We start from the raw sequence: 26,340 nt of genomic DNA on the forward strand, positions 1-26,340 counted from the left end.
TGGTGCTGGTTGGGCGCCCTCAATGTGTTGCGGCGCGACTGGAGACCTTGCCCGTCGCGTCGGCGCGGAAGAGGGTGTCGTTGTAGTGGCATCCCGCGGGAATCCACTCGAACGTCTTCTCTTCGGCGAACTTGTAATACAGGACGCGGCGGCCGGCGTTCGGTGCGGTCGGCGGGGGAGTGCTGTGCATGATGTCGCCGTAATGCAGTGTGAGATCACCGGGTTCGGTGTCGAGCTTGACGACGGGCAAGTCGCCCTCACGGCCCCACTGCAGCCAGTGCTTCGTATAGCGGTGCGAGCCGGCCAGCACCATCAACTGGCCGTTGGCCGCGTTGGCGTGATCGAGCTGGATGCCCGCCTGGATGAGCGGGCACATGACAGGGTGGCCGCCGATGCCGTCGTCGACGTGCCAGCCCAGATCACCGTCGCCTTTGACCACGTCGGAGTTCTTGATGAAAACCATTGGGCCGTCGAGCCGGTCGTCGCAGACTCGCAGCTCGGGGCCCGCCAGTCGGGCGTACGCGGTGGTGCGTGGTTCTGTACACAGCGCCTGTAGGACGTCGGAGTAGCGGCCCAGATAGTTGATGCGCGTGACGATTTCGGCCCCGCTGGAGTTCAGCGACCACCACGAGAACGGATCGCCGGGTGTGGCCATGGCCCGGACTGTCTCGACTTCCGCGCCCCACGTGGCGACCTCGTCGGGGCTGTAGACGCCGCGGATGTGCAGGTAGCCGGCGACGTTGAAGAAGTGGCGCAGGTCTTCGATGTCGTCATCGACGGTGAAGGTCTGGTGCAGATCGAGCGGCCGACCGTCCCGGTCGATCAGCGTGTCCCGCACCGCGGCGGTGTAGATCGGGGTGCGGGTCAGGAGGGTCTGGGTGGCTGGCTCCCAGCGCTGCCAGTCCTGCAACGTGCCGCGTGCCAGCCGCGCCCGCTCGGTACGGACGGCACCGGACGCGGAGAGCAGTCGGTTCAGGAACGCCGAGAACGTGGTCTCGTCGAGCTCCACCAGGGTGGCGCCGGTGTCACCGCCGGTGGCCTGCACGCCTGCCGGTGTTGCGTGCCAGGTGTAGGTCGTGCCGTCGGGGAGCTGGAAGGCGAGCGGCGGGACGCCGGCGAGGTCGTCGACGACGAGAGTGCCGTGTCGCGCGTTGAGGGCGGGCAGTTCGTGGGTGTGAAAGTCGTCGAACGAATGATGGGGAAACGACGCTGCGATGGCGTCGACCCACGGCAGTCCGGTGCCCAACTGGTCGGTCGCCATCGTCGTCCTTCCCTACGCCCCGATTATCAGCCCGTGGCGCGTCCTCCCGTGGCGCCATGCGAACATGGTGGCCGCGATCTTCGCGATGGGGCGGTAGCTCAGTTGGTTAGAGCCGGGGACTCATAATCCCTTGGTCGCGGGTTCGAGCCCCGCCCGCCCTACTCAAAGGCTGTATGACGTCGGCTGATGGCTGACATTTCTCTGTCGGGTGATGCCTGACAGTGTTTCGGCTGATGCCTTACACCTGCTTCGGCTGATCCTTGACACCCAGCCCCGCCCGCCCTACTCAAACTCGCTGACGCGGCGGACTCAGCGATATCCGCCGTTTGACTCGCGCCGAACTACCCCGACTGTCGGTGGCTTCGACTTCGATCACCGCGATAACGGGTTCGCCTCGCTTCAACGCGCGAGCGACCTTGCGTTGGGCGACGGGCGGAATCTCCACGGCGAGAGTGGCTTTGCGCAACGGCGGCAGGTTCAGCATGGCCGGTCGCAGATGCAGTGTGCGGGGCTGGCGCATGCGGCGGGGAACGTCGATCTCGCCGGTGGCGAGCACGTCGCAGGGCAGGCCGGCCGAACGCACTTGCAGAACAACAGAATCACCCAGCGGCTGATTGCGTTCGCCGCCGAGCCACAGCCGCACGTTCGGCAGCGTCATGCCGCCGGCTTCCTCATCGCGACTTAGCCGCGATGCGATGGCAGCGCTGATCAACCTGCTGGTCAGCCCACCTTTGCGACGCGCCACGACGGTAACCTACGCCGGTTGGCAACGCTGCGAAGCAGGAATGCGGCGCACAGCGAGTCCGGTGCGTTACGGCTGCCTGGGTTGTTCCGTCAGCGGTGCCACGGTCGGCAGGAACGGGTTGATGCGGGCGTGGCGCAGGGTGCCGGGAACATTCGAGAATTCGGCGACCACAACGCGATTCCGGCCCGCCCGCTTCGCGGTGTACAGCGCGGCATCGGCGCGATTGAGGAAGTCATCGAGCGAGTCGTCGGCATGGAGGACGCTGACGCCTACGCTGACCGTCACCTGGCGGCCCTCAACCGCCAGAGCTGCGACCGCCGATCTCAACCGTTCGCCGAATTGCTCGGCGCCGTCGGCATCTGTTCCGGACAGCAGCACTGCGAATTCTTCGCCACCGATGCGGGCAGCCAGATCATGTTCGCGGACCAACGATTGGCACGTGGTGGCGATCGCCGTGAGTATCCGATCGCCGATGGTGTGTCCGTACTGATCGTTGACCTGCTTGAAGTTGTCGACGTCGAACACCACTGCGGCCAGCGGTGTTCTGTCGGCAGCAGCCGATGCGATCCGGTTGGTCAGCTGTTCCACGAAATAGCGCCGATTCGCCAGCGGCACCAAGGGGTCCTGACGGGCCAGCATCTCGAGTTTCTCGGCCATCCGGCGCCGCTGTTCGAGCAGCGAGAACAACATCATCGAGAAGATGCACCAGGTCGTGGCGACGAAGAGGCCGACGGTGGCGAGGCGCCCGGGCAGGCTGATCTTGGCCAACAGGTTGTTCGCGGTCGTGGCCGCCCAGAACACCGCCGGCGCGATCAACGCGTTGGCGCTGGTGACACCGCGCAGACCTCGCCGCAGACCGACCCAGATGACGAGCGGATAGGTCATGCCGAGGATCAACAGCGGATCGATGGGCAGGACGGCCATCAGTACGCCGCTGACGGCGATCGTCACTGCGCTGACCACGAGATCGGTTCGGTCTGCACGCCGCCGTCGCCCCGTACCGGTGTCGGCGGCCGCCCATGCCAACAGCAATGGCGTGACGAGCAACTGCCCGACCGAGTTTCCGATCCACCAGTGCGTCCAGGCTTCCGGAATCTGGCTGACGTCGGTCAACTGACGCTGTGCGCCATGGACCAGCAGGGCGTCCCAATTGTCGGGCATCAACCCGGACGGGATGGTTCCCAACCACCACATTGCCGCGACGCCACCGGTGGCGCTGAGCGGCTGCAGCACCAAGAAGACCAGGACCGCGAACAGCCCGACGTCACGCGGCGAGTCGAAGCGAGGCGAGATGCGCCACCGCTGGAAGAGTGCGGCACCGAGCATGCACTCCAGGCTGTTGACGGCGCCGATCAACGCTCCGCCCAGCACCGAAGGCCCGGTCCAGATGGACAAGATCGACTGGCCGAGTAGTACGCCCCACGTCACGCGCCGGCCGAAGAGAATGCAGAACGCGAGTGCGATGCCTTCGGGCGCGAACATCACGCTGGTGACGTTGTCGTGCTCCACCGACACCTCGAAAGCCAACCTGCCGAAGACGACGTAGCCGATCGTCAGCAAAAGTGATGCGGCAGCCGTACCCCAGCGCGAGTCGCGCGCCGTCTGTACCCATAAACGCCACATCGTGGTGATGATAGCCAGGCTTTGTGACAGGAGCATATTCCCGCGGACGTGCAAATCCAGCAACGCGATACAGGTTGCCGATGTCACGTGGGATTCGGGGCGATACGTGCTGTCGCGCCGCGGAATCGGTCGGCACCGATGGCACCCAGGTTGGTGCAGGAGAATTGACCTGTGCAGTTATTGGCGGCGGTACGGAGAGCGAGTGTCCTCAGCGCCGCCGATCCGGGGCACATCAGGCTGCGGAGCGCGGCGGCGACCACGTTCTCGCTGCTGCTGGCGATCGGCGCGATGCTGGCGTTCACGCGTGCGGCCGGCCAGCCGGTGACGGTCGCGATGCTGGGCGCGGTGGTGGCGATGCAGGCCTCGGCCGCCGTCAAGGACCGGGACCAGCGCAGCCGCAACATCACGACGCTGCTGCTGTTCTTCCCGGCGATCGGCGCCATGGCCTTGGCCGCAGTCCTGGTGCCCCACGGGAAGATCGTCGACGTCGGCTTCATCGCCGTGCTCTTCGCCGCGGTATGGGTGCGGAGGTACGGCCCGCGCGGAAACGCGCTCGGGATGGTCGCGTTCATCTCGTACTTCTTCGTGATGTTCCTGCGGACCCCGGTGCATCAGATTCCGGTGCTGGCGGTCGCGGTTGCGGTGGGAATCCTGTCGTCGCTGGCGGTGCACGTGCTGCTGTTTCCGGAGCGGCCGCGCGTCGAGGCACGTCGCCTCCTGTCGGCGCTGCGCGCCGCGTCGCTCTCGACACTCGACGTCGCCACCCGGCGCGGCGAGGTGAGCGTCGACGTCGCACGGCACCAACTCGACCAGCTCGGTGAGACGGCGCTGCTCATCGACGACTGGCTGGACCGGCATGAGGCCGCGAAGTCCCTCAGCGTCACCAGCAAGGACCTGGCGCTGCGGGTGTTCGAGGCACAGATCATGCTGGAGCAGGCGGCGTCGTTCCTGTGGGGGCTGGACCAGGATGAGCCGTGGCCCGAGGGTCTGGTCGACGCGGTTGCGGCGCTGCGCATCTGCCTGGACAACAACCCCACCGACGAACAGCTGCGGCAGGCCCGACGGCTGGGGGCCGCGGCGGCCGACAAGGCCGACCTGTCGACCTCGGCGGGCGTCGCGACGGCGACGGCGTACCGGGCTATGCAGGCGCACTTGGCAATTCACCACATCACGACCAACGCCCGCGGCATCAGCGACGACGACATCGCCGCGGCCGGGACCGACGCTGACGACGATCAGGACGCGCCGACCGGACTCAATCCCAGCACCAAATCGGCGATTCAAGTCGCGGTGGCAACCAGTGCTGCAACGGTTCTGGGCAACCTGATCTCACCCGATCGTGGATATTGGGCGGTGCTGACGGCCTTCCTGGTGTTCACGGGTGTCACGACGCGCGGCGAGATCCTTTCGCGCGCAGGTCATCGCATCGTCGGCACCATCGCCGGGGTGGTGGCGGGTGTGCTGCTCGCCGCGGAGATCGGGCACAATCCGACGTTGCAGATCGTCGTCCTGGTGGTCTGCGTGTTCTTCGCGTTCTACCTCGCGACCGTCGCCTACTTCTGGTTGACCTTCTTCGTCACGGTTCTGCTGGCGATGTTGTACGGGCTCCTCGGCAATTTCAGTGCCCAGGTGCTCGAGGTGCGCATCGCGGAAACAGCAGTGGGAAGCCTGGTGGGTATCGCGTCCGCGTATTTCGTCTTCTCCACCAAGACCCGGGCCACCTTCGCCGCGAAGGTCAATGACTACCTCGACCAGATGGAGCGGGTGATCGGCACCGCGGTAACGGCGGTACTCGATGCAGGCGATGCCGGCGATCTGGTTGCCGACACCCGCCGGATGGACAACGCGCTGAAGGAAGCCGTCACGGCCGGCAAACCGCTTCAGATGGGGCCACTTTCGGAGCTCCGGCATGGGGTCCGGCGCATGATGCGCGGTCTGCAGGTCGCGAACCGCTCGGCCCACGCGTTGGCTCGCGCGGGGGTCACCGCGGCACACGGTGCGCAAGTTCCCGACGGCGCCGACGAGGCCCTCCACCAGGCGGCGGCGCGCGCTGGTGCCGCGGTGGCCGGCATTCGGAAGCTGGTTGCCGGTGACGACCCGAACACGTCTGAGAAGCGCAGTGATACAGCTCTTTTCGATGTCGGTCTACCGGAGATGCGGCCAGGCCCGGTCCGGGCGTCGGTCCGGGCGCTCAATGTCATCGACCGCGCGCTGACAGAGGTGACCGTTCGGGTGTGATGCTTGGCGGCCTGCAGGCCCCAGGGCAGTTCGTGAAAAAGTGTCCCGTCTTTCGGGACTCGGTGCTCCTACCTGTGTAAGGGGTCCAACCAGGACTCCGATCTCATCGAAGGAGCACTTCATGGTTGCCGATATCTACCCCCAGCCGTCCGCGCCGAAACCGACGTCGATGCGCAAGCACCGGCGACTACTCGCCGTCGCCGGCGTTTCAGCGATGGCCGTCATGGCCGTGAGCTTGTCCGGTGTGGCCTCGGCGGCCACCCCGACGAAGACCAACTGCACATTCAAGACCGCCAATGGGCACTATGTGACGGCAGTCAACAGCGGCGGGTTGACGGGACTCGGCCAGCCGTCGTTCGACGTAATCCACACGGACGCAGTGCGGGTCGGCTCGTGGGAGACCTTTGCGCTCGTCGATGCCGGTGACGGAACGCACTACGGAATCCGCGCCTTCGATGGGCACTACCTCACGGCCGTGGGCGGTGGTGGACGGACCACCGACGTCATCCACTCCGACGCCACACAGTTGCAGGGTTGGGAGAAATTCACCATCACCAAGCTCCCGTCGGCTCCGGGCGGCCAGACCGTGTATTCGATCGGCACCATCGACGGGCATTACCTCACGGCCGTGGGCGGTGGCGGACGAACCACTGACACCATCCATTCCGATGCCACAGTGGCCAACGGCTGGGAGCAGTTCCACATCCACTGCGCAAGCTGAGCGCCTGCGCGATAATCCGTTATCGGAGAACGCTTTCAGCGTATTCGCTCGGCGGTGGGCCGCCGGCACTCGTGTGAGTGTCGCGGCCCACCGACGAGTCACATCAGGTGAACGCAGCCCCGTAGGACGCCGCGCCGATCACGAATGTGAACACCAGGTAGATCACGAGAACCACGGCGCCGGCGATCGCACCCCACGTCGCCCACTTCTTGGCCTCGTCCGCGGCTGTCTGCGCGGCTTGGAACTGGCCCTGGGCCCACAGACCCGAGACTTGAGTCGCCTTGACGATCGACACGATGCCGAACGGTAGGCAGCAGAAGATCGTGACGAGGATGCCCAGCACCAGGTTGTTGTTGGGCGGTCCACCTGCGGGCGGAAGGCCGCCGGCCGGCGGCGGAGGGTAATTCCCTGGTGGTATCTCAGTCATTGCAGCCTCTCGTTGTTTCGGTCACTACTCGGTAGGAAGTCCGTCGTCGGATGCGGTCAGCGGTGACCGCCTCGGGACGCTACGGCGCACCGATTGGAATCCGTTTGGGACGCCTACAGAGCAAGGACACAACACAGAGGCCGCTACCGATCCCAATATTGGGGAGTGATGGCTGCGGTTATGGGGTGGATCTCGTCAGTGCAGCCCGTTCTTGATCGCCGCGGCCTGCTTCTGACTGACGTCGGCGACGAAGTCGGGCGGTGCGTCGGCGCCGGCGGGGCCGTCGAATTCGAGAGTCACGAAAGCCTTGCCCTCGGTGAAGAGCACGACCGTCACCGATTTGGCGCCGTCGGGGGAGGTCCCGGACACCGAGGTGCCGCCGCTCCCGACGTTCATCGGGGCGGGGGTCCCACCGGTGACATTGCTGCCGAGCGCGCCCTTGGCCGCCTCCAGAGCACTGGATGCGGCGGCGGGGTCGGCCAGGACCAGGATCGTGTCGCCGACCACGTGGGTGCTGTCAGGGTTGCTGAAAGATGCTGCGACGCCGGACTGGCCGTTGGGGTTCTGGACCGGGGCGCTCGCGGTGAACACCTCCGGCGCGACAAGGTCTGTGCCCTTGATCAGCAGTGCGCTGTAGTCAGTCGGTTGGGCCGCAGCGGAACTCGACGTCGAACTCGCTGAAGAACTCGCCGATGATGCAGAGGTGGACGACTCCTTCGACTTGGAATCGCTACTGCAGCCGGCCGCTGCCAGGACGGCCAATGTGCTGGCCCCGATTGCGCTGGCGATCTTCACGGAAGTTCTCACAGCGTCGAGCTCCTCTCGGGCGAAATCCGCCGCCCGCCCTGCGGCGAGCGGCGGAATGGCTGGCAAAACTCTAACGCGAATCGATGGTGTCGACCTGCGGTTTGACGCGGAATACCCGTCAGTTCATCGGGCCGTCAGGCATCGGTGCGTTGCAGCGCGCGCGGAAGTCGGCCGCGGGCTGGCGGATGCCCTCGATTTCGGTCTTCACCTGCGGGTTCGCATCCATGTACGTGGTGATATCGGTGCGCATCTGGTCCCGCGTCTTGCCCTTGAGACCCGTGAAGAACGCGTTCACGTCCGGGTGGGTGAAAAGGTATGACGCGGTCGCGGCGTTCACGCCGGACATCACATTGGCGAGGTCGCCGGCCGTGCAGTCTGGCGGGTCGGCGATGGCGGTCGTCGCCGTGCCGATGAACGTCGCACCGGCGATCAGGCCGGCACCGATGATGTTGCGGATTCTCATGTTTGGTTGCTCCTCGAGGTTGTCGAAATAAAGGGAATCAGCGACGCGGTCCGATACCGCCACCGCCGCCGGGGCCACCACCGGGGCGCAGCGGCGGGCGCGGGGGCAGGGGCACGACGACGTCCACGCCCCAGCCGTCGTCGCAATACCAGGGATCAGCGCAGTACGACGGGTAGGCCGCGGAGGGCGGCGTCGGGCCGCCGCCTCGAACGTCACCCTGTGCGCACACGGTGGCGTATCCGGCGCCGGTGCAGTCGGCCGAGGCCGGTGCTGCCGCACTGAGGCCGATGGGCACAAACGTGAGCGCCAGACCCAAACTCAGGGAGCGCTGCTGAAGTCGCATGGTCTTCTTCCTTCGAACGGCTGGCTCGCGGTGATCGGCACGCTGCCGGTGCGCGGAACCGGTGTCGGCTGAGCATAATTGGGCGTTGCCGCTCAAGAAGCGGTTGCGCGATTATTGCGTTGTTCAGGCTGTGTTAATCCTTGGTGCGGTTTGCTGAGCAACCGGACCACAATCGCCGCGTGAGGCATGGCGGCGGTGGTACGGTCCGCCATGTCGAGTATGCGTGACGAAGGGGTCAATATGAGCGAGAACAGCCAGGATTGGACCAAGCCGGCCGCCATGGCGATCCCCAAAGAGGGCTACTTCGAGGAGGTACGGGGCCGCTACGGTCCGGTGTTCCCGAAGACCCCGGCCTGCTACGGCTTCTCGATCATCGCGAAGGTGAAAGAGGGCCGCGAAGAAGTGGTCCGGGCCTACGGGAAGACCATCGAAGAGACCATCAAGGCCAGCCCGGAAGCGTTGGCGCCACTGCGTCTGCACTACCTGCGCTGGAACCTTTTCGACGTCGGCTCGGGTCTGCATTTCCAGTACATGGGCATCTTCGACACCGACTTCGACAAGTACACCGAGGACGCGGTGGCACTGTTCAGCGCGACCGGCATCACGACAGTGTTCACCAATCTCGAAGGCTTCCCGGAGGATTGGCGGACCAACACCGACGCATTCATCAAATTCGTTCGCGACCATCAGCAGCCGAGCTTCCTTGAGTACGGCGAGTACCCCTACGTGACCGCCGACGAGATCAAGAAGGCGTTGCGGCTCAAGGCGGCGTTCTCGACGATGCTCGATCAAATGCAGTAATGCTCGAGTTCGACGACATTCAGCACATCCTGCTGACTCGGACGCCGGCGCTCACCGGGCGCTACGAGTTCCTGACGTTCGACACCCCTGAGGGCGGCCGGGCGTGGTTGTCGCAGATGCAGGACAAGGTGCAGTCCGCGACCGACGCCAAGGCCACGATGGACGAGTCCGATCGTTGGGTCACGTTGGCGTTCACCTGGAATGGCCTGCGCGCGCTGGGCGTACCCGAAGAGTCCTTGGCGACGTTCCCCGACGCGTTCCGGGAGGGCATGGCCTCGCGGGCCGCCATTCTGGGTGACATCGGGCCCGCAGCGCCGGAGCACTGGGTCGGCGGGCTGGCGGGCGACGACCTGCACGCCATCGCAATCCTGTTCTCCCGCACGGACGAACAGAATGCGAAGTCCATCGCGGCGCATGACGATCTGCTCGCGCGCACCGACGGCGTGCGCAGCCTGTCGTACCTGGATCTCAATGCCACGCCGCCGTTCAACTACGCCCACGATCACTTCGGATTCCGGGACCGGTTGTCGCAACCTGTCATGAAGGGGTCGGGGGAGGAGCCGACACCGGGCTCGGGCGACCCGTTGGAGCCCGGGGAGTTCATTCTCGGGTACGACGACGAGAACGGCCCGGTGGTGGATCTGCCTCAGCCCGAGGTGCTTTCGCGCAACGGCAGCTACATGGCGTACCGCAGGCTCGAGGAGCACGTCGGCGTCTTTCGCGAGTACCTGCGCCAGAACGCGGACAGCCCGGAGGGCGAAGAGCTGCTGGCTGCCAAGTTCATGGGCCGGTGGCGCAGCGGCGCCCCGCTGGTACTGGCGCCGGACAAGGACGACCCCGAGTTGGGGGCGGATCCGATGCGCAACAACGACTTCAACTACAAGGAAGAAGATCCGTTCGGCTACGCGTGCCCGCTGGGGGCGCACGCACGGCGGCTCAATCCGCGGGACACCGCGCACTACATGAATCGTCGGCGGATGATCCGGCGCGGTGCGACGTACGGCCCGGCGCTGCCCGACGGCGCGCCGGACGACGGTGTCGACCGCGGCATCGCGGCCTTCATCATCTGTGCAGACCTGGTGCGCCAGTTCGAGTTTGCGCAGAACGTCTGGATCAACGACAAGGCGTTCCATGAGCTCGGCAACGAACACGATCCGATCTGCGGCACGCAGGACGGCACGCTCGACTTCACCGTCCCGAAACGGCCGATCCGCAAGGTGCACAAGGGACTTCCGGCCTTCACCACGATGAAGGGCGGCGGCTACTTCTTCCTGCCCGGCATCGGCGGCATCCGTTACCTGGCGTCGCTGGGGGACTGAGTCTTCTCCCTCGGCCCGCACGCCTGACGATGTTTCGCAGCCGTGGAGGCCGATGTTTCGCATCCGAAGGTCGGGGAACCCATCCAATGGCGGCTGGATGACCCGGCCGCCGCGAAACCACGACCGGAAAGAGGAGCTCATGGGTAAGAGCGGTCCGGAAGAAGCTGCCAAGGGTGTTGTCGAAGGCATCAAAGGCAAGGTGAAGACGTTGCTCGGTGCGCTCGTCGGCCGCGACGACCTGTTCCGTGAGGGACAGGCGCAGCAGGACAAGGGCGAAGCGCAGCGCGATGCGGCCAAGCGGGAAGCCGAGGCGGAATCCGCCCGGGCGGCCGCGAAGGCGGCGGAAGCGCGGGAGCGCGCGAACCAGCAGGATCAGTAGTTGGCGCTACAGGGGAGAGGCGCGCGTATGACTTCATTCGGCTACACCCTGATGACGGAGCAGTGCGGCCCGAAAGAGCTTGTCAGACATGCTGTTCGGGCCGAGGAAGTGGGCTTCGACTTCGAAGTCTGCAGTGACCACTACTCGCCGTGGCTGGTATCGCAGGGGCATGCGCCGAACGCCTGGCTGGTTCTTGGCGCCGTGGCGCATGCGACCAGCCGGGTGGAGCTCTGTTCCTACGTCACGTGCCCGACGATGCGGTACCACCCGACCGTCGTCGCACAACAGGCGGCGACGGCACAGATTCTGGCGGACGGCCGGTTCCTGCTCGGCCTGGGCACTGGTGAGAACCTCAATGAACACGTGGCGGGCCAGGGATGGCCGGCCTACGAGCGTCGGCTCGACATGTTGTGCGAGGCGACGAAGATCATTCGTCAGCTCCTCGACGGCGCCGTCGTCAATCACAAGGGCGAGTACTTCCAGGTCGATGCCGCGCGGCTGTGGGATCTGCCGGCCGATCCCGTGCCGATCGGCATCTCGATGACGGGGGAGAAGGCCGTCGGGCGGTTGGCTGACTTCGCCGATTTCATGATCGACGTTTCGCCCGACAAACCGATCGTGGACCAGTGGCTCCATGAGCGTCGGGTGCAGGGCCTGGAGACGACGGGGCGTGCCGTCGCGCAATTGCCGATCTGCTGGGACAGGGATCGCGACAAGGCCGTGCAGCGGGCACACGAACAGTTCCGATGGTTCGGCGGCGGATGGCCGACGAACGCGGAACTGCCCAACCCCAAGGCATTTGATGCTGCGACGCGATTCGTGCGACCCGAGGACGTGGCGGATCAGATTCCGTGTGGCCCCGACATCGACGCGGTCGTTGAAGCCGTCAGCGCCTACCGGGACGCCGGGTTCACCGACATCGCGCTCGTGCAGATCGGCGGAGACTCCCAGGACAGCTTCTTCGATGAAGCGGCCCCGGCACTGTTGGCGGCACTACGCGCCGACGCCGCCTGACGGGCGTCGTACCGGCAGGGCGCGGCACGGTCTCACGAGGACTGGGCGCGACACGCGCACGCCACGCCAACGTGTGCGACATGTGATGCAGCCGTTTCCAAAATGTGACGCGTGTAGACCAGTGTGATCAGAGTGGCTTGAGGGCAGTCAGGTCATTCAGTTCGTGGTTGGGAGCGTCCAATGTCTACAGCTCGCAAGGTGGAACGCATCGTCGCGCAGGTCACCGCCGCCGTCACCCGTCGTCCGTCCGACGACCAGGCCTACCGCGCCGAGATGGAGCGCTTGGTCACCGAGCAGGAACTCGCCCTGCTGAGTAGTCGGTAGCACTCCTGGCCGTCAGCGGAAGACGCTCAGCAGCGTCCGGCACAGGAACGGCAGGTTCGACAGCGGGATGAACTGCACGAGAGTGCGGCAGACGTTGGGCGCCTGAGCCTGCCCGGCCGCGCTTCCGCACACCGGCCATGCGCCGATTCCCTGTGTTTTCATGACATTTCGCGCCACGCGGATCTGTTCTCCGCGGCTGGCCGCTGCCGGTGAGCCGGTGCCGCCGTTGGCGGTCCACGTGCCGGGGCTGAATTGGAGTCCACCGTAGTAACCGTTGCCGGTGTTGGCCGACCAGTTGCCCCCGGATTCGCACTGGGCGATGGCGTCCCAGTTGGGTTCGGCGTTTGCCTCGGAGATCGCCAACGACAGTTGGGAGATCGCGAGGACGCCGGATATGGCGACCGCACGAACAAATAGGTGCCCGCTCATACCCACCTCGATCCTGTTGTGCGAACGGACTGATTCCGCTCGCAAAATGGTTCGCAATTGACGCATGGTGCTGTCTATACAGACGTTAAACCTGATAATCAGCTGTGCTAATGGGGTAATTGTTATTCTTCGAGTAATTTTAGTGTTTCTGCATATTTCTGATGCAGAAGCGACGGCACTGACTGTTGTTATCTAGCGTGTCGCTGCAGGTCAGTGAGTCGTTACGTGAGTAGTGTTTACCGTGTGGTTATAGGCACTACTGGGGCCCGTGATTCTTTTGTTATTAGTGATTCAATCGCGTCCAGTGATGCAATTGTTATTGAAGTGATCTGAGTTACTAATCCACATTAGAGTTTCCTATGTGACGGCTGTGACTGGTGTTACCAGAGTGAATTTGGCCTCAGATGTTTGTTCAGAGGTGGTTCTGGCATCGCGATTCGGCGGGGCGCACACTGGTGGTCAGGCCGAAATCCGATGTGGCCACGAATGCCCGGACGAGCGATGACGAACGCAATGAACCCGATGAACCCGATGACCAAGGCAGCGCGGCGGTGCCGGCTGGCCGCCGGGCTGTTGGCGTTGTCCGGTGCCGCATTTCTGACGGCCCCGGCCGCAACCGCCGATCAGCCGGCCACGTGCCAGAGCCGGCACGTCGACGGCGTCGAGGAGGACGTCTGCGTCGGCATCCCGGGGCAGGCCGGCGGCGCCAACCCGCGTGACCTCTATCCGGGCGTCGTGCCCGAGCTGTATTTCGGCGTGGGGATCGGCTAGGCCCGAAGCTCACGTGCCTCATGCGGTCAGCACAGCCGGCGCACAGCTACCGCCACCATCATCGAATTCTGTGACGACGACGCTCCTTGCCGACGCCTCCGGCGGCCCCGCCGCCCCGACTCTTCCGCCCGTTGTCGCCCCCAATCACCACGGACTGTCTCTGCTCTACGGATGGCTGCCCGTGACCACCCAGGTGATCGCCGCGATCGTGTTGCTCGTCGCCATCGGCTGGCGCGGCCGGCGGTGGCGCTACCTGTGGCTGCCGGTCTGCGCCATCCTCGGCATCGCCGCTGCCGCGTGGGCGAACTGGTTCACCACATCGCAAGGTCTGGCGGGGAACCCGGCACCGGCGGCCCTGTGGGTCTGGGTGGGCCTGTCGGGGCTGGCACTGGGTGTGCTGGTACTCGGCTGGCGCGGCACCCCGTGGTGGCGTCGCGGCGTCGCGATCCTCGCCGTGCCGCTGTGCGTGCTCAGCACCGGCGTCGCCCTCAACGACTGGGTCGGCTATTTCCCGACCGTGCAGACCGCGTGGGGCGAGCTCACCGCCGGCCCGCTGACCGACGAGACCGAGATGTCCAGCGTCACCTCGATGAAGGCCGCCGGTGTCGTCCCGTCACACGGCGCGGTGGTCGAGGTGGACATCCCGGACACCGCGTCGGGCTTCAAGCACCGCACCGAGGTCGTCTACCTGCCGCCCGCCTGGTTCGCGCACAACACCCCGCCGCTACCGGCCGTGATGATGGTCGCGGGCGAGTTCAACACCCCGGCCGACTGGCTGCGCATCGGCAACGTCGCCAGCCTCTTCGACAACTTCGCCGCGGCGCACGGCGGCAATGCACCGGTGTTCGTCTTCGTCGACGCGGGCGGTTCGTTCAACAACGACACCGAATGCGTCAACGGCCCGCGCGGCAACGTCGCCGACCACCTCACCAAGGACGTCCCGCCATATCTGGAGTCCACGTTCGGCGTCAGCGCCAAACCTGCCAACTGGGGTGTCGTCGGTTGGTCCATGGGCGGCACCTGTGCGGTGGACCTCACGGTGATGCACCCCGAGCTGTTCGGCGCGTTCGTCGACATCGCCGGCGACATGGGCCCCAACGCGGGTACCAAGGAGCAGACCATCGCCCGGCTCTACGGCGGCAGCGAGGCGCAGTGGGCGGCCTTCGACCCCCGCACGGTGATGGCCAAACATGGTCCTTATCAAGGTGTTTCTGGCTGGTTCGCCATCTCGTCGGATGCCCCGACCCAGTGGAAGGGCGCCAAGGCGCATCCCGACGCCATCGGCCTCGGCGGCCGCGACGGCGCGGGCAATCCCGGTGACCAGACCGAGGCCGGGAAGATGCTGTGCGCCCAGGGGCGTCAGCTGGGCATCGACTGCGCCGTCGTCGCGCAGCCGGGTAAGCACGACTGGCCGTTCGCGGTGACGGCGTTCCAGACCAGCCTGCCGTGGCTGGCGGGACGGGTCGGCACCCCCGGCGTGCCGGTGACCGGTTTCCCGGCGGGATCGACGACCCCCGCACCGCCCGCCGGCCCGGCCGCGACGATCGCGGCCGGAACAAACCCGGGCAAGTAGACGTCGAATGTAACGCCGAGCCCGTCTAAGTAGATGGACTCGGTGAGACGTTGCGACACAGCAGGGAGTCGATGCGCGATGGGTACTCGAACCGATAAAACCGATAACAAAAATTTTGGCCAGGCACGCCGGCAGAGCCGGCTCGTGGGAGCCGTCGCCACCGGTGTGGTGACGACGTTGACCGCGCTCACCGTGGGTGCGGCGCCGGTGTCTGCCAAACCGAGCAGTGATTCAGACAGCTCGAGCACCACCACGCTGGTGCCGAAGCCTCCGCGCCAGGATTCGTCCTCGGCGCAGGACGGCTCCGGTTCCGGTGGTGGCTACGGGCAGGACGGCGGCCAGCGGGGACGCAAGCAGCGCGAACAGCCTGTGGAAGCCGAGGCGCCGAGCCGGCAGGCTCCCGCCGACGTCCCGCCCGTTCAGGCCAAGCCGCCGGCCGACCCGCCCGCGGCGCCCGTCGCGCCGGCCGCGCCCGTGGTGACGGCTCCGGAGAACAAGGCGCCGGAGAACAAGGTCCCCGAGAGCAAGGCGCCGGAGAAGACGCAGGCGCCGGTGACCACGACGCCGCCGGTCGAGACGCCTGTCGTCGCGGCCCCGCCGTCGCACACCGAAGCTCCCGCGCCGACCGCGCCGACCACCAAGGTCACCAAGGCGCAGGAAGCCCCGGTTGACCCGACCACGCCGGCACGTCCGTCGACCGCTGTCGCCGAGCCGACGGCGGCGCCGTCCGCCACCTCGGTGACGCCGGGCCCGACCACGGCGCTTGCAGAGCGCCCGGCGCCGGCCGGTGCCACCGATCCGGACAAGTCGACAGCCCCCACGGATCGCACTGTGGCAGAAGGCAAGCCGGTCGCCGGTCTGGAGGGCCAGTTCGGTGAGCGCGTCGAGGCCGGTCCCGGCCGGGCCGAAGCCTCGGCCTCGGCGTCGGCCACAGTGACGGCCGGCTCGTCCAAGTCGGCGACGCCGTCGACCGCAGCGGCCCGCGAAGCCCGCGACGTGAAGCCGATCGAGCTGCTCAAGCCCGAGACGCTGACCGCGCCGGTCGAGGACATCGCGACCGCGAAGGCCGCCGCAGCGGTCGACGTGAAGCTGCCGGACCCGGCCCCGGTGCACGACGTGGCCGATCTCGCCAAGGTCGTCAACGTCGCGAACTTCAAGTTCGACAGCCGTGCCGACTGGGATCTTCGGGCCAACCGGCCCGATTGGGATCGTCGTGACAACCGGCCCGACTGGGACCGCCGCGACGACCGGCCGATGGGCCGGGACTGGGACAACCGGGTGCGGCAGTGGCGGCCCGACTGGGTGCAGTACGACGACTACTACCGCCCGGTGCTGTTCAACCCGTACCGCGACCCCGTGCGGGTCGTGTACGTCTACCGCAACGCGCCGCGCATCGTGTACATCCCGCCGCTGCAGCGCATCGTCATGGAGGTCGCCGACCTCGCGGCGTACAGCTTCACCGCGGTCGTGGTGAACGCCGTCAACACCGCCGTCAACGTGGCGGTCGGCAGCTTCTTCGGTGGCGGCTACTACCCGGGCGTCGGCGTGCCGCTGCCCCCGCCACCTCCGCCGGTGCTGAGCTACGCGAATGTGCCTGTGCAGGTTCGCTATTCGGACGCGGTCTACCAGCCGTTCCGGGTGCAGCGCATCGTCGACGCCGGTGACGACGTGCAGTACGGCGAACGCCGCGTGCTGCTCGACGGCGTCACCCCGGCCTGGGGCCAGTGGACCCAAAGTCCCAGTGGCGAACGGCAATTCGAGGTGCACCGGACGCAGCAGTTCCCGGGCCTCGACGAGCCGCGTGAGGCACCGCTGCCCGGTGACTACAACCTGCAACTGGTCAACGACCAGAAGGGGCTGGAGAACCCGAACAAGGCGCTGACCATCGCCGCGGTGACCTGCGGCGTGCTCAGCCTCGGTGCGGTCGGCCTGGCCGTCTACATCGGGCGCCGTCGCCGCGAGGTGGTCTGACGTTCTCCCCGCGGTCAGCCGCGCTGCTCGAGCCGGCTGCCGCGGGGAAACGTGATCGACATGATGTCGCTGGGACGTGTCAACGCGATGCGGTGCCACGTCCCACTCGGCACCACCATGGCGTGCCCCGTCGTCAGCGTGACGCCGGGGCCGTCCTCGTCAGCGCGTAGATACAGCCGGATCTCCCCGGCGACACAGACGACGAGTTCGTCTGCCTCCGTGTGGATTTCCCAATAGTCGGCATGCACCTCGGCGTCGCTCTCCGCGTGAAACGTCATCACGTGCCACCCCGGCTCCCCGGAGCCGAACGTGCGTTCGGCCGGTTCGATGCGGCCGTCGTCGTAGAGGTGGACGAACGCGGCGAACAGGTCGAGGGTGACGGTCATACCGGCACCGGCTGCAGGCCCGTGGCGAGGCCGCGGCGCAGCGCGCCGCTGATCTCGGCGAGCTGGCGCCCCGAGACGTCGGCCCCGAGGATCACCTGAGATCCGTGGAATGTGCCGGGCCACTGGTGCAGTTCGACGGACACGCCGGCCTGCAGCAGCCGGATCCCGAATTCGAGCGCTTCGTCGCGATTGGGGTCGAACTCCGCGGTGGCGAGGTAGGTGGGAGGTAGCCCGGACAGATCGTCGGCCCTGGCGGGTGCCGCGTAGGACGTCGCCGGTCGGCCGCCGAGATAGTGCCGCCAACTGGCGGCGACCTTGGCACGTGTCATGAAGACGGTGTCGGTGAAGGTGCGGGCCGACCAGCTGCGCTGGCGGTCGTCGAGCGGTGGCTGGTTGAGAAGTTGAAAGGCGATCCGGGGGCCACCCTCGTCACGTGCCCGCAGCGCGGCCGCGGCGGCCAGGTTGGCGCCCGCCGCATGACCGCCGACGGCGATGCGGCTCGGCTCGACGCCGAGCTGCGGTGCATTGGCGGCCACCCATGTCAGCGCCTGGTAGACGTCGTCCAGTGCTGCGGGATAAGGGTTTTCGGGTGCGCAGCGGTAGCCGACGGACACCACGACGGCGTTGGTGGCCTGCGCGATGCGAGCGGCCCACGGGTGTTCGGTATCGAGATCACCCATGACGAATCCGCCGCCGCGCAGCCACAGGATCGCGCCGACTGCGTCCGCCGGCTGGTACAGGCGTACCGGAATGTCGGGATGGCCGGGGATGAGGCGGTCGGTGATCTGGAGGCCGGTGGTGTCGGGAGCGGGCACGGCGGCGGATAGTTCGGCGAGCCGCCGGCGGGCGGCCAGCGGGTCGTCTAATTCGGCTTTAGGGAACAGCGACAGGAAGGGCTGCAGCTCGGGGTCCATGCCATCACGATGGCGGCCCGGTGTGGCGGTGTATTGGAGGAATGTTCCCGCGGACTACTGCCACGCCACGGGGTCGACGTCGAGCCACGGCGCCTCGGCCACACCCGCCGGCGTCAACCCTGCGAACAACCGGGCGTCGCGGTGCAGATGCGACTGGTCCGCATAGCCGCAGGCGCCGGCCACCTCGGCGGGCGCGGCGCCGGTCGCAAGGCGGTGCGCGGCATCGTCGAACCGGATCAGTTGTGCGGCCCGCTTGGGCGGCAGGCCGATCTGCGTGCCGAACCGTGACCACAGTCGCTTCCGGCCCCAGCCGATCTCGTCGGCGATGCGCTCGATCCGGATCTGTCCATGGCTGTGCACCATCGCGTGCCACGCGGCCGCGACCTCGGGGTCCACGGCGGGCCCGGATTCGCGCCGGCGCGCCAATTCCATTGTGGCGATGGCGAACCGCTCGTCCCACGACGATGCCGCGTGCAGCCGGTCGCACAGCCGCTGGGCGGCGCGGCCCCAGACCGCGTCGAGGGGCAGCACGCCGGTGGGGTCGCAGTCGCCGAACACCGCGCGGGCGAACACCGGCGACAGCCGGATCTGCAGACAGTCGACCTTGCGGCCGACGGCGGTCACGGTGCCGGGCGCAAGGCCGACGACCCCGCCGCCGGTCCGGTGCACGCCCGCGGCGTCGATCAGAGTGCCGTCACCGAACTCGATGAACACCGTCACCGCGGGGTAGGGCACGAGCTGCAGCGCGAGCTGCGACGGCGCTCGGCCCCGGAAGCCGGCCATCGCCAGACCGGGCTGCCGATGCGCCGGAATCGCGAGGTCCCACACGGCGGCACTCAGCCGCCGAGTGCTCGCTTCCATGTCTCGATGGTAGGCGCGGCGCGGGCTTGCCGAGGGTTCTCGACACAGGCGAATCCGGACTCCGTAAGGTGACTCTGTAACAGCGTTACGGAACACCGGATCAGCAGAGGTGGACAGTTGAGAACCGTATTGATCGACGCCCCCGGGAATGTCTACGTCGACACCGTGCCCGACCCGGTGCTGCCCGGGCCGGACGGCGCCGTCGTCCAGATCACCACGGCGGCCATCTGCGGATCGGACCTGCATTTCTACGAAGGCGACTACCCGTTGGCCACGCCGCTGGCGCTCGGTCACGAGGCCATCGGCACGGTCGTCGAGGTGGGTCCGGAGGTGCGCACCGTCAAAGTCGGTGACCCGGTGCTGATTTCGTCGGTGGCGGGTTGCGGCCACTGCGTCGGCTGCGACACCAAAGACCCGATCACCTGCGTATCGGGTCCGCTGATCTTCGGTTCCGGCGTGCTCGGCGGCGCGCAGGCCGAACTGCTCGCGGTGCCGTCCGCCGATTTCCAGTTGTACCGGCTGCCAAGCGATCTCAGCACCGAGGCCGCCCTGCTGCTCACCGACAACCTCGCCACCGGCTGGGCGGCTGCGCAACGCGCCGACATCCCGCCCGGCGGCACGGTCGTCGTCTTCGGCCTGGGTGCGGTCGGCCTGTGTGCCGTGCGCTGCGCCATCGCGCAGGGCGCGGGTCAGGTGTTCGCCGTCGACCCGGTCGAGGGGCGCCGCGAGATGGCCGCGCGCAGCGGCGCCACCGCGATCACGCCGGAGCAGATCGGCATCGTCCACGAAGCGACGGGCGGCAGGGGAGCGGCCGCCGTCATCGACGCCGTCGGCAACGACACCACGATGAACGCGGCGCTGGCCGCCGTGCGCGCCGGTGGCACGGTGTCCGTCGTCGGCGTGCACGACCTCAACCCGTTCCCGTTCCCCGCGACCCTGTCGCTCATCCGCAGCATCACGCTGCGCATGACCACGGCGCCCGTCCAGCAGACCTGGCCGGCGCTGATCCCGCTGCTGCAGTCGGGCCGGCTCGACGTCGACGGCATCTTCACCCACGCCATGTCGCTCGATGATGCGCCAAAGGCATACGCCGCTGTCGCGGCGCGGACAGCGGACTGCATCAAGGTCACACTGACCCCGTAGTGATGATGGCCAATCAGGAGACCCTGGACCTCGCGCTGCCGCGGCTGCGCATGCGGGCGCTGGCGTGGGGGCCGGCCGACGGGCGATTGATGTTGTGCCTACACGGTTTTCCGGACAGCGCACATGGCTGGCGGCGCGTCGCCCCGCTGCTCGCCGCCGCGGGCTACCGCGTTGTGGCGCCCTTCATGCGCGGCTACGCGCCGAGCGGTGTTCCGGCCGACGGCAACTACCATGTCGGCGCGCTGGTGTCCGACGTGCTCGACCTCTACGATGCGTTGGGCGGCGGGCCCGACGCCGTGCTGGTGGGGCACGACTGGGGTGCTTTCGCCGCCAATGCCGTTGCCGCGTATCCGAATTCACCGTTCGACGCGGTGGTGTCGATGTCCGTCCCGCCGCTGGCGGCGATGAGCCAGACGCGCTTCAGCGCCGCGCGGACTGCCCGGATGGGCCTGGTCCAACTCCGAATGAGTTGGTACATCATGTACTTTCAGCTCCCCGGTCTGCCGGAACGCACGTTGCACCGGGTCATCCCGCGACTCTGGCACGACTGGTCTCCGGCCGGGACAGATGTCGCCGAGGACGTCGCGACGACGCTCGCCGCGCTGCCGACCGCCGAACACCGCGCGGCTGCCGTCGGCTACTACCGGGCGCTGGTTCGGCCGGGCAGCGTCGGTGGGCCGTACGCCGAGTTCGAGCGCTATCTGCGCGAGCTGCCGTGCGCGCCGATCCTATACCTGCACGGTACGGACGACGGCGCGATGCAGGTCGGCTACACCGAGCAGCTGCTGACGGCGCTGCCCGCCGGGTCGGTGGTGCGAACCATCGAGGGGGCAGGGCATTTCCTGCAGGTCGACCGCCCGGCCGAGGTGGCCGCGGCGATTCTGGATTACGTCGGGAACTGACGAGGGGCTCACGCTGATGCGCGTACAACTGCAGATCGACGGAGCGCCCCAACGGGCCGCCGACCACGCCCGCGAGCTGGCCGGTCTCGGCGCCGACGGGGTGTTCACCTTCGAAGGCCCGCACGATGTCTTCCTGCCGCTCGTCGCGGCGGCCGGCGCGGCGAGTGTGGACCTGATGACCAACGTCGCGATCGCCGGGCCGCGCAGCCCGCTGCATCTCGCGCATGCCGCCTACGACCTGCAGGTGTACAGCGGCGGCAGGTTCCGGCTGGGCCTGGGGTCACAGATCAAGGTGCACATCGAAAAACGTTACGGCGCACAGTGGGCCAAACCTGCCGAGAAGATGGCCGAGACCGTCACCGCGATCAAGGCGATCTTCGACTGCTGGGAAGGCAAGGCGCCGTTGAATTTTCGCGGCAAGCACTTCACTCACACCCTGATGCCGCCGAACTTCAATCCCGGCCCCAACCCCTTCGGTCCGCCGGCGGTGCTCATGGGCGCGCTGGGGCCGATCATGACCCGCACCGCCGCGCAGGTTGCCGACGGTCTGTTGGTGATGCCGTTCCACAGCGCCCGCCATTTCGCCGACCGGACCCTGGCGGCAGTGGGGGAGGGCTTGCAGCGGGCCGGGCGCGCGCCGGGTGATCTGCAGATCATCGCGCAGGCCATGGTGGCGGTGGCACGCACCGAGGAGGACCTGACCGCGGCGATCAACGGTGTCGCCACGCTCATCGCGTTCTACGGCTCGACGCCGGCCTATCTACCGGTGCTCGAGACCGAGGGGTGGGCGGACCTGCAGCCCCAACTCAACGCGATGTCCAAGGTCGGTGACTTCGCCGGCATGCGGGCGTTGATCAGCGACGACGTGGTGCGCATCATCGGCATTGTCGGTACCCCGGAGGAATGCGCCGCCGAGATCGGACGCCGCTTCGGCGGGTACGTCGACGAAATCTGTTGCTATTTCCCCGGTTACGAACAGCGACCCGAGGACGTGCGGGACCTGGTGACCGCGCTGCACGCGCTATGAAAACGGCGTGATCCGTAGCGGTCATCGGTACGGATCACGCCGAAGTCGGCTGGGAGGTATGCCTACGGCGCCTGGACCCAGTTCCAGACGCTCAGGTCGCCCTTGGGGTAGTTCTGGCAGACGTCGGTGGCCTTGGCGACGACGCCCTTGTTGTTGAAGAAGATCTTGGCCCAGTTGCCCCAGTGGGTGGCCACCTGCTCGTAGTAGACGTTGGTGGCGGTGTCCTCGGAGTACTGCCGGCGGCCGACCGGGTCGAGCGAGAAGAACCAGTGGATGCGGTCCTGCGCCATCTGCTGGATGTCGGCGGGGCGGTTGTGCATGTCGATCATGTACCGCGAGTAGTAGACCGGGCTGGTGTCGCGGGCGGCGGCCAGGTACTGCTCGGCATCACAGGTGGTGATGATGATGCGGTGGGGGATCGGGTAGTCGTCGGTGGCATCGGCGGCTGCCGGTCCGGCGAGCGTCGTCGCGACCGCGCCCAGGGCTGCGACCGCGGTACCGGCGCGCTTCAGGCCACGCTTGATCTGGACCATAGTCTTTACTCCTGTTTCCTAGATACCTGTGTTGGTGGCGGCTGACTGCAGTTCGCCGGTCTGCTTGGGCTGGGGCCACGGCGCGGGCACCGGACGTTGACGCACCCGCTGCGGCCACCAGAACCACTTGCCCATCAGAGCGGCGATAGCGGGCGTCATCAAAGATCGCACGATCAACGTGTCGAACAACAGACCCAGACCGATGGTTGTTCCCACCTGACCGACCACGTGCAGCTCGCTGACCGCCATGGACATCATGGTGAAGGCGAAGACCAGGCCGGCCGAGGTGACCACGGAACCGGTGCCGCCCATCGACCGGATGATGCCGGTGTTGAGGCCGGCGTGGATCTCTTCCTTGAACCGGGCGACGAGCAGCAGGTTGTAGTCCGCGCCGACGGCCAGCAGGATGATGACCGCCATCGCGATGACCATCCAGTGCAGGTTCAGCCCGATCAGGTGCTGCCACAGCAGAACCGACAGACCGAACGATGCGCCGAGCGAGAGCACCACGGTGCCGACGATGACGGCCGCGGCCACGACGGATCGCGTGATGATCAGCATGATGACGAAAATCAGTGCGAGGGCGGAGATTCCGGCGATCAGCAGGTCGTAGTCGGCGCCCTCCTGCAGATCCTTGAAGGTCGCCGCGGTACCGCCGAGGTAGATCTTGGAGCCCTCCAGGGGAGTGCCCTTGATGGCCTCCTTGGCGGCGTTCTTGATCGCGTCGATGTGCGAGATGCCTTCGGCGCTCATCGGTTCGCCCTCATGCGAGATGATCAGGCGCACCGCTTTGCCGTCGGGCGAGATGAAGTTCTTCATGCCGCGCTTGAATTCGGCGTTGTCGAAGACCTCGGGCGGCAGGTAGAACGAGTCGTCATTGCGCGAGTTGTCGAACGCCTCGCCCATGGCGCTCGCGTTGTCCTGCTGCGCCTGCATCTGATCCTGCAGACCCTTCTGGGTCTGGTACATGGTCAGCATGTACTGCTTCATGTTGGTCATCGTCGAGATCATCTCGGGCATGAGCGCGACCATCTGAGGCATCAGCTTGTCGAGCTTCAGCATGTCCGGCATCAGGTTCTGGATGTCGTCGGTCATGGTGTCGATGCCGTCGAGGGTGTCGAATACCGAGCGCATGGTCCAGCAGACCGGGATGTCGTAGCAGTGCGGTTCCCAGTACAGGTAGTTGCGGATCGGGCGGAAGAAGTCGTCGAAGTCCGAGATGTGGTCGCGCAGGTCGGCCACGTCCAGGGTCATGTTCACCATCTTGCCGACCATGCTGTGCGTGGTGGCCGCCATCTGGGTGGTGATGCCCTGCATCTTCTTCATCGTGTCGATGTTGACCTGCATGTCGTTGGCCTGCTTGAGCATGTTGGCCATCGAGTCCTGCGCGTACTTCTCGTTCATCTTCTGCGAGGTGCCGCTCATGCTCATCAGGAACGGGATCGAGGTGTGCTCGATCGGCTTGCCTTCAGGGCGCGTGATGGTCTGCGACCGGGAGATACCGGGGACCTTGAAGATGGCCTTGGCGATCTTGTCGATCACCAGGAAGTCGGCGGAGTTGCGCAGATCGTGGTCGCTCTCGATGAGCATCAACTCGGGGTTCATCCGGGCGGGGGAGAAGTGGCGGTCCGCCGCGGCATAGCCCTCGTTGGCGGGGATGTCGGCGGGCAGGTACAGGCGGTCGTTGTAGGCGGGCTGGTAGCCCGGCAGCGTCAGCAGGCCGACGAGGGACAGCGCGATGGTGCCGACCAGGATGGGGGCCGGCCAGCGGACGACGACGGCGCCGATCTTGCGCCAGCCGCGCACCCGCATGGCGCGCTTGGGCTCGAGCGTCTTGCGGAACCGGCTGGCCACCGAGATCACGGCCGGGCCCAGCGTCAGGGCGGCGAACACCACGGTGACCATGCCGATGGCCAGCGGGACACCGAGAGATATGAAGTACGGCATCCGGGTGAAGTGCAGGCAGAACGTGGCGCCCGCGACGGTCAGGCCGGAGCCGAGCACGACGTGGGCGGTGCCCTCGAACATCGTGTAGTAAGCGTCTTCGCGGGATTCGCCCGCGCCGCGTGCTTCTTGATAGCGGCCGATCAGGAAGATGGCGTAGTCGGTGGCCGCCGCGATCGCCAGTGTCACCAGCAGGTTGGTGGCGAAGGTCGACAGGCCGATGATGTCGTAGAAGCCGAGCGCCGCGACGACGCCCTGTGCGGCGGACAGCTCGAGCACCACCATCAGCAACGTCAGCAGCACCGTGATGAACGACCGGTACACGAGCAGCAGAGTGATGATGATGACGCCGAAGGTGGCGGCCTCGATCAGCTTGAGGCTGCGGTCACCGGCGATGTGCTGGTCGGCCGCGAGCGCCGCGGGCCCGGTCACGTAGACCTTCAGGCCGGGCGGCGTCTTGATGCTCTTGATGATGTCCTGTGCGGCCTGAACGGATTCGTTGGCGAGCGATTCGCCCTGGTTGCCGCGCAGGTAGACCTGGACGTACGAGGCCTTGCCGTCGTTGCTCTGTGAGCCGGCGGCGGTCAGCGGGTCGCTCCAGAAGTCCTGGATGTGCTCGACGTGCGCTGTGTCGGCCTCGAGCTTCTTGATCATCTCGTCGTAGTAGGCGTGTGCCTCGGCGCCGAGGTGTTGATCGCTCTCCAGCACGACCATGACCGAGCTGTTCGACTTGAACTCCTGGAATACCTCGCCGACGCGCTTGGTCGCGATGACCGACGCGGCCTGGTCCGGTGACATCGAGACCGAGCGCATCTTGCCGACCTCGTCCAGCGAGGGGACGGCGCTGCCGAGGAAGACGATGACACCGATCCAGAACAGGATGACGGGGATCGCGAAGGTGCGGATGAAGCGGGCGATCAGCGGCCGGTGCGGCGGCTTCTCGGCCTTCGGGAAGATGACGGTGTCTTCGTCGGTTGAATGCGTCATGCAGATTTCACCAGGCAGAAGGTCTGGGCGTGCACGCCGGTGGAGGTTCGGGTGTCTTTGAGTTCGTCGTCGACGTGGACGGTGCAGGTGATGGAGTCACCGTCGCCCTGGGCGACGATGTTGGGCGAGGCTGCCGGTGCGGTGGTGGACAGAGTGAGCTTCCACGGCAGCGGGGCGTGGTCGATGCGCTGCGGCTTGGCGTCCAGGTCGAGGTAGTTGATGTCGGCGTAGCTGCCGGTGCCGGTGATCTCGTAGGTGACGACCTTGGGCTTGAACGGTTTGGCGTCGTCGGCGAAGTTGCGCGGGGTGACGATGACGGGGTTCTGGCCGAAGTAGCCGCGCACGCGTTGCACGGTGAAGCCGGCGACCAGGGCCACGGCGAGGATGAGCAACGGGATCCACGCCTTCTTGAGCGCATTGCCGATCACGCTGCG

General features: G+C 66.7%; 27 protein-coding genes and 1 tRNA gene. 14 read left to right on the plus strand and 14 right to left on the minus strand.

Going from position 1 to position 26,340, the window contains the following annotated elements; translation table 11 throughout:
- Positions 1-19: 19 nt before the first annotated feature.
- Complete coding sequence (locus tag BR47_RS0110395) at positions 20-1,261, minus strand: phytanoyl-CoA dioxygenase family protein (protein ID WP_029119458.1); 1,242 nt, start codon at positions 1,259-1,261, stop codon at positions 20-22.
- Positions 1,262-1,348: 87 nt separating this feature from the next.
- Here BR47_RS0110395 and BR47_RS0110405 point away from each other — a divergent pair.
- A tRNA-Ile gene (locus BR47_RS0110405) sits at positions 1,349-1,422 on the plus strand.
- 125 nt (positions 1,423-1,547) lie between these two features.
- Here the strand turns inward: BR47_RS0110405 and BR47_RS0110410 are convergent.
- Both BR47_RS0110410 and BR47_RS30200 read right to left on the minus strand, forming a co-directional pair.
- Positions 1,548-1,919: a hypothetical protein gene (locus BR47_RS0110410; protein WP_029119459.1), complete on the minus strand. Its 372-nt coding sequence runs from the start codon at positions 1,917-1,919 to the stop codon at positions 1,548-1,550.
- A gap of 153 nt (positions 1,920-2,072) precedes the next feature.
- Entirely contained in the window at positions 2,073-3,629 is a 1,557-nt protein-coding gene (locus BR47_RS30200; RefSeq protein WP_177127368.1) for a sensor domain-containing diguanylate cyclase, read from the minus strand.
- A gap of 171 nt (positions 3,630-3,800) precedes the next feature.
- Between BR47_RS30200 and BR47_RS0110420 the strand changes: the two genes are divergently transcribed.
- Complete coding sequence (locus BR47_RS0110420) at positions 3,801-5,867, plus strand: FUSC family protein (RefSeq protein ID WP_051634719.1); 2,067 nt, start codon at positions 3,801-3,803, stop codon at positions 5,865-5,867.
- A 121-nt stretch (positions 5,868-5,988) separates the two neighbouring features.
- A complete protein-coding gene (locus tag BR47_RS0110425) occupies positions 5,989-6,588 on the plus strand; it encodes a fascin domain-containing protein (RefSeq protein WP_029119461.1) in 600 nt (199 codons plus the stop codon).
- 103 nt (positions 6,589-6,691) lie between these two features.
- Here the strand turns inward: BR47_RS0110425 and BR47_RS0110430 are convergent, their stop codons facing one another.
- From BR47_RS0110430 to BR47_RS0110445, 4 genes are all read right to left on the minus strand, one after another.
- Positions 6,692-7,015 (minus strand): CD225/dispanin family protein, encoded by a 324-nt coding sequence (locus BR47_RS0110430; protein WP_029105914.1) that lies wholly within the window; start codon positions 7,013-7,015, stop codon positions 6,692-6,694.
- A gap of 195 nt (positions 7,016-7,210) precedes the next feature.
- A complete protein-coding gene (locus tag BR47_RS0110435) occupies positions 7,211-7,822 on the minus strand; it encodes a hypothetical protein (protein ID WP_036427074.1) in 612 nt (203 codons plus the stop codon).
- Positions 7,823-7,940: 118 nt separating this feature from the next.
- Entirely contained in the window at positions 7,941-8,285 is a 345-nt protein-coding gene (locus BR47_RS0110440) for a heme-binding protein (RefSeq protein WP_029105912.1), read from the minus strand.
- Between the two features lie 37 nt (positions 8,286-8,322).
- Positions 8,323-8,628, minus strand: a complete 306-nt coding sequence (locus BR47_RS0110445; RefSeq protein WP_020104403.1) for a hypothetical protein — start codon at positions 8,626-8,628, stop codon at positions 8,323-8,325.
- 240 nt (positions 8,629-8,868) lie between these two features.
- On the opposite strand from BR47_RS0110445, the gene BR47_RS0110450 reads away from it, so the two are divergent.
- The 5 genes from BR47_RS0110450 to BR47_RS33050 all read left to right on the plus strand — a co-directional run bounded on the left by BR47_RS0110450 (position 8,869) and on the right by BR47_RS33050 (position 12,465).
- Positions 8,869-9,429, plus strand: coding sequence for a hypothetical protein (locus BR47_RS0110450; protein ID WP_029105911.1), 561 nt, complete (start codon positions 8,869-8,871; stop codon positions 9,427-9,429).
- Entirely contained in the window at positions 9,429-10,748 is a 1,320-nt protein-coding gene (locus tag BR47_RS0110455; RefSeq protein ID WP_020104401.1) for a Dyp-type peroxidase, read from the plus strand. The genes BR47_RS0110450 and BR47_RS0110455 overlap by 1 nt, the downstream gene beginning before the upstream one ends.
- A 139-nt stretch (positions 10,749-10,887) precedes the next feature.
- Entirely contained in the window at positions 10,888-11,127 is a 240-nt protein-coding gene (gene mbp1 / locus BR47_RS0110460) for a microaggregate-binding protein 1 (protein ID WP_029105910.1), read from the plus strand.
- Between the two features lie 27 nt (positions 11,128-11,154).
- A complete protein-coding gene (locus BR47_RS0110465; protein WP_029119463.1) occupies positions 11,155-12,141 on the plus strand; it encodes a TIGR03557 family F420-dependent LLM class oxidoreductase in 987 nt (328 codons plus the stop codon).
- A gap of 180 nt (positions 12,142-12,321) precedes the next feature.
- A complete protein-coding gene (locus BR47_RS33050; RefSeq protein WP_155987065.1) occupies positions 12,322-12,465 on the plus strand; it encodes a hypothetical protein in 144 nt (47 codons plus the stop codon).
- 12 nt (positions 12,466-12,477) lie between these two features.
- Here BR47_RS33050 and BR47_RS34195 read toward each other — a convergent pair whose 3' ends face one another.
- Positions 12,478-12,894, minus strand: coding sequence for a transglycosylase family protein (locus BR47_RS34195; RefSeq protein WP_020104397.1), 417 nt, complete (start codon positions 12,892-12,894; stop codon positions 12,478-12,480).
- A 501-nt stretch (positions 12,895-13,395) separates the two neighbouring features.
- Between BR47_RS34195 and BR47_RS30205 the strand changes: the two genes are divergently transcribed.
- The 3 genes from BR47_RS30205 to BR47_RS32035 all read left to right on the plus strand — a co-directional run bounded on the left by BR47_RS30205 (position 13,396) and on the right by BR47_RS32035 (position 17,209).
- Positions 13,396-13,665, plus strand: a complete 270-nt coding sequence (locus BR47_RS30205) for a hypothetical protein (protein WP_036427003.1) — start codon at positions 13,396-13,398, stop codon at positions 13,663-13,665.
- A 70-nt stretch (positions 13,666-13,735) separates the two neighbouring features.
- Entirely contained in the window at positions 13,736-15,238 is a 1,503-nt protein-coding gene (locus BR47_RS0110485; RefSeq protein ID WP_081831250.1) for an alpha/beta hydrolase, read from the plus strand.
- A gap of 144 nt (positions 15,239-15,382) precedes the next feature.
- Complete coding sequence (locus BR47_RS32035; protein WP_051634720.1) at positions 15,383-17,209, plus strand: hypothetical protein; 1,827 nt, start codon at positions 15,383-15,385, stop codon at positions 17,207-17,209.
- Positions 17,210-17,223: 14 nt separating this feature from the next.
- Here the strand turns inward: BR47_RS32035 and BR47_RS0110495 are convergent, their stop codons facing one another.
- The 3 genes from BR47_RS0110495 to BR47_RS0110505 are packed head-to-tail and all read right to left on the minus strand — an operon-like array spanning position 17,224 to position 19,370.
- A complete protein-coding gene (locus BR47_RS0110495) occupies positions 17,224-17,595 on the minus strand; it encodes a cupin domain-containing protein (protein ID WP_029119465.1) in 372 nt (123 codons plus the stop codon).
- A complete protein-coding gene (locus BR47_RS0110500; protein ID WP_029119466.1) occupies positions 17,592-18,509 on the minus strand; it encodes an alpha/beta hydrolase in 918 nt (305 codons plus the stop codon). Before BR47_RS0110500 ends, BR47_RS0110495 begins: the two co-directional genes overlap by 4 nt.
- 54 nt (positions 18,510-18,563) lie before the next feature.
- Positions 18,564-19,370, minus strand: a complete 807-nt coding sequence (locus tag BR47_RS0110505; protein WP_020104391.1) for a helix-turn-helix domain-containing protein — start codon at positions 19,368-19,370, stop codon at positions 18,564-18,566.
- 117 nt (positions 19,371-19,487) lie between these two features.
- Between BR47_RS0110505 and BR47_RS0110510 the strand changes: the two genes are divergently transcribed.
- From BR47_RS0110510 to BR47_RS0110520, 3 genes are read left to right on the plus strand one after another with little or no spacing between them, the layout of a single operon-like run.
- Positions 19,488-20,513: a zinc-binding dehydrogenase gene (locus BR47_RS0110510; protein WP_029119467.1), complete on the plus strand. Its 1,026-nt coding sequence runs from the start codon at positions 19,488-19,490 to the stop codon at positions 20,511-20,513.
- A 5-nt stretch (positions 20,514-20,518) separates the two neighbouring features.
- The gene (locus tag BR47_RS0110515; protein WP_029119468.1) at positions 20,519-21,415 is read left to right on the plus strand and encodes an alpha/beta fold hydrolase; all 897 of its coding nucleotides are present in this window, start codon (positions 20,519-20,521) and stop codon (positions 21,413-21,415) included.
- A gap of 16 nt (positions 21,416-21,431) precedes the next feature.
- Entirely contained in the window at positions 21,432-22,442 is a 1,011-nt protein-coding gene (locus BR47_RS0110520; protein WP_029119469.1) for a TIGR03617 family F420-dependent LLM class oxidoreductase, read from the plus strand.
- 62 nt (positions 22,443-22,504) lie between these two features.
- Here the strand turns inward: BR47_RS0110520 and BR47_RS0110525 are convergent, their stop codons facing one another.
- Genes BR47_RS0110525 through BR47_RS0110535 form a run of 3 tightly spaced genes read right to left on the minus strand, consistent with a single transcriptional unit; the run spans position 22,505 to position 26,334 of the window.
- Positions 22,505-22,975: a DUF5078 domain-containing protein gene (locus tag BR47_RS0110525; RefSeq protein WP_020104387.1), complete on the minus strand. Its 471-nt coding sequence runs from the start codon at positions 22,973-22,975 to the stop codon at positions 22,505-22,507.
- Positions 22,976-22,993: 18 nt separating this feature from the next.
- Positions 22,994-25,906: an MMPL/RND family transporter gene (locus tag BR47_RS0110530; RefSeq protein ID WP_029119470.1), complete on the minus strand. Its 2,913-nt coding sequence runs from the start codon at positions 25,904-25,906 to the stop codon at positions 22,994-22,996.
- Positions 25,903-26,334: an MmpS family transport accessory protein gene (locus BR47_RS0110535; protein WP_029119471.1), complete on the minus strand. Its 432-nt coding sequence runs from the start codon at positions 26,332-26,334 to the stop codon at positions 25,903-25,905. The genes BR47_RS0110530 and BR47_RS0110535 overlap by 4 nt, the downstream gene beginning before the upstream one ends.
- Positions 26,335-26,340 lie beyond the last annotated feature (6 nt).

The sequence above is a fragment of the Mycobacterium sp. UNC410CL29Cvi84 genome, assembly GCF_000686745.1.
Lineage (GTDB): Bacteria > Actinomycetota > Actinomycetes > Mycobacteriales > Mycobacteriaceae > Mycobacterium > Mycobacterium mucogenicum_B.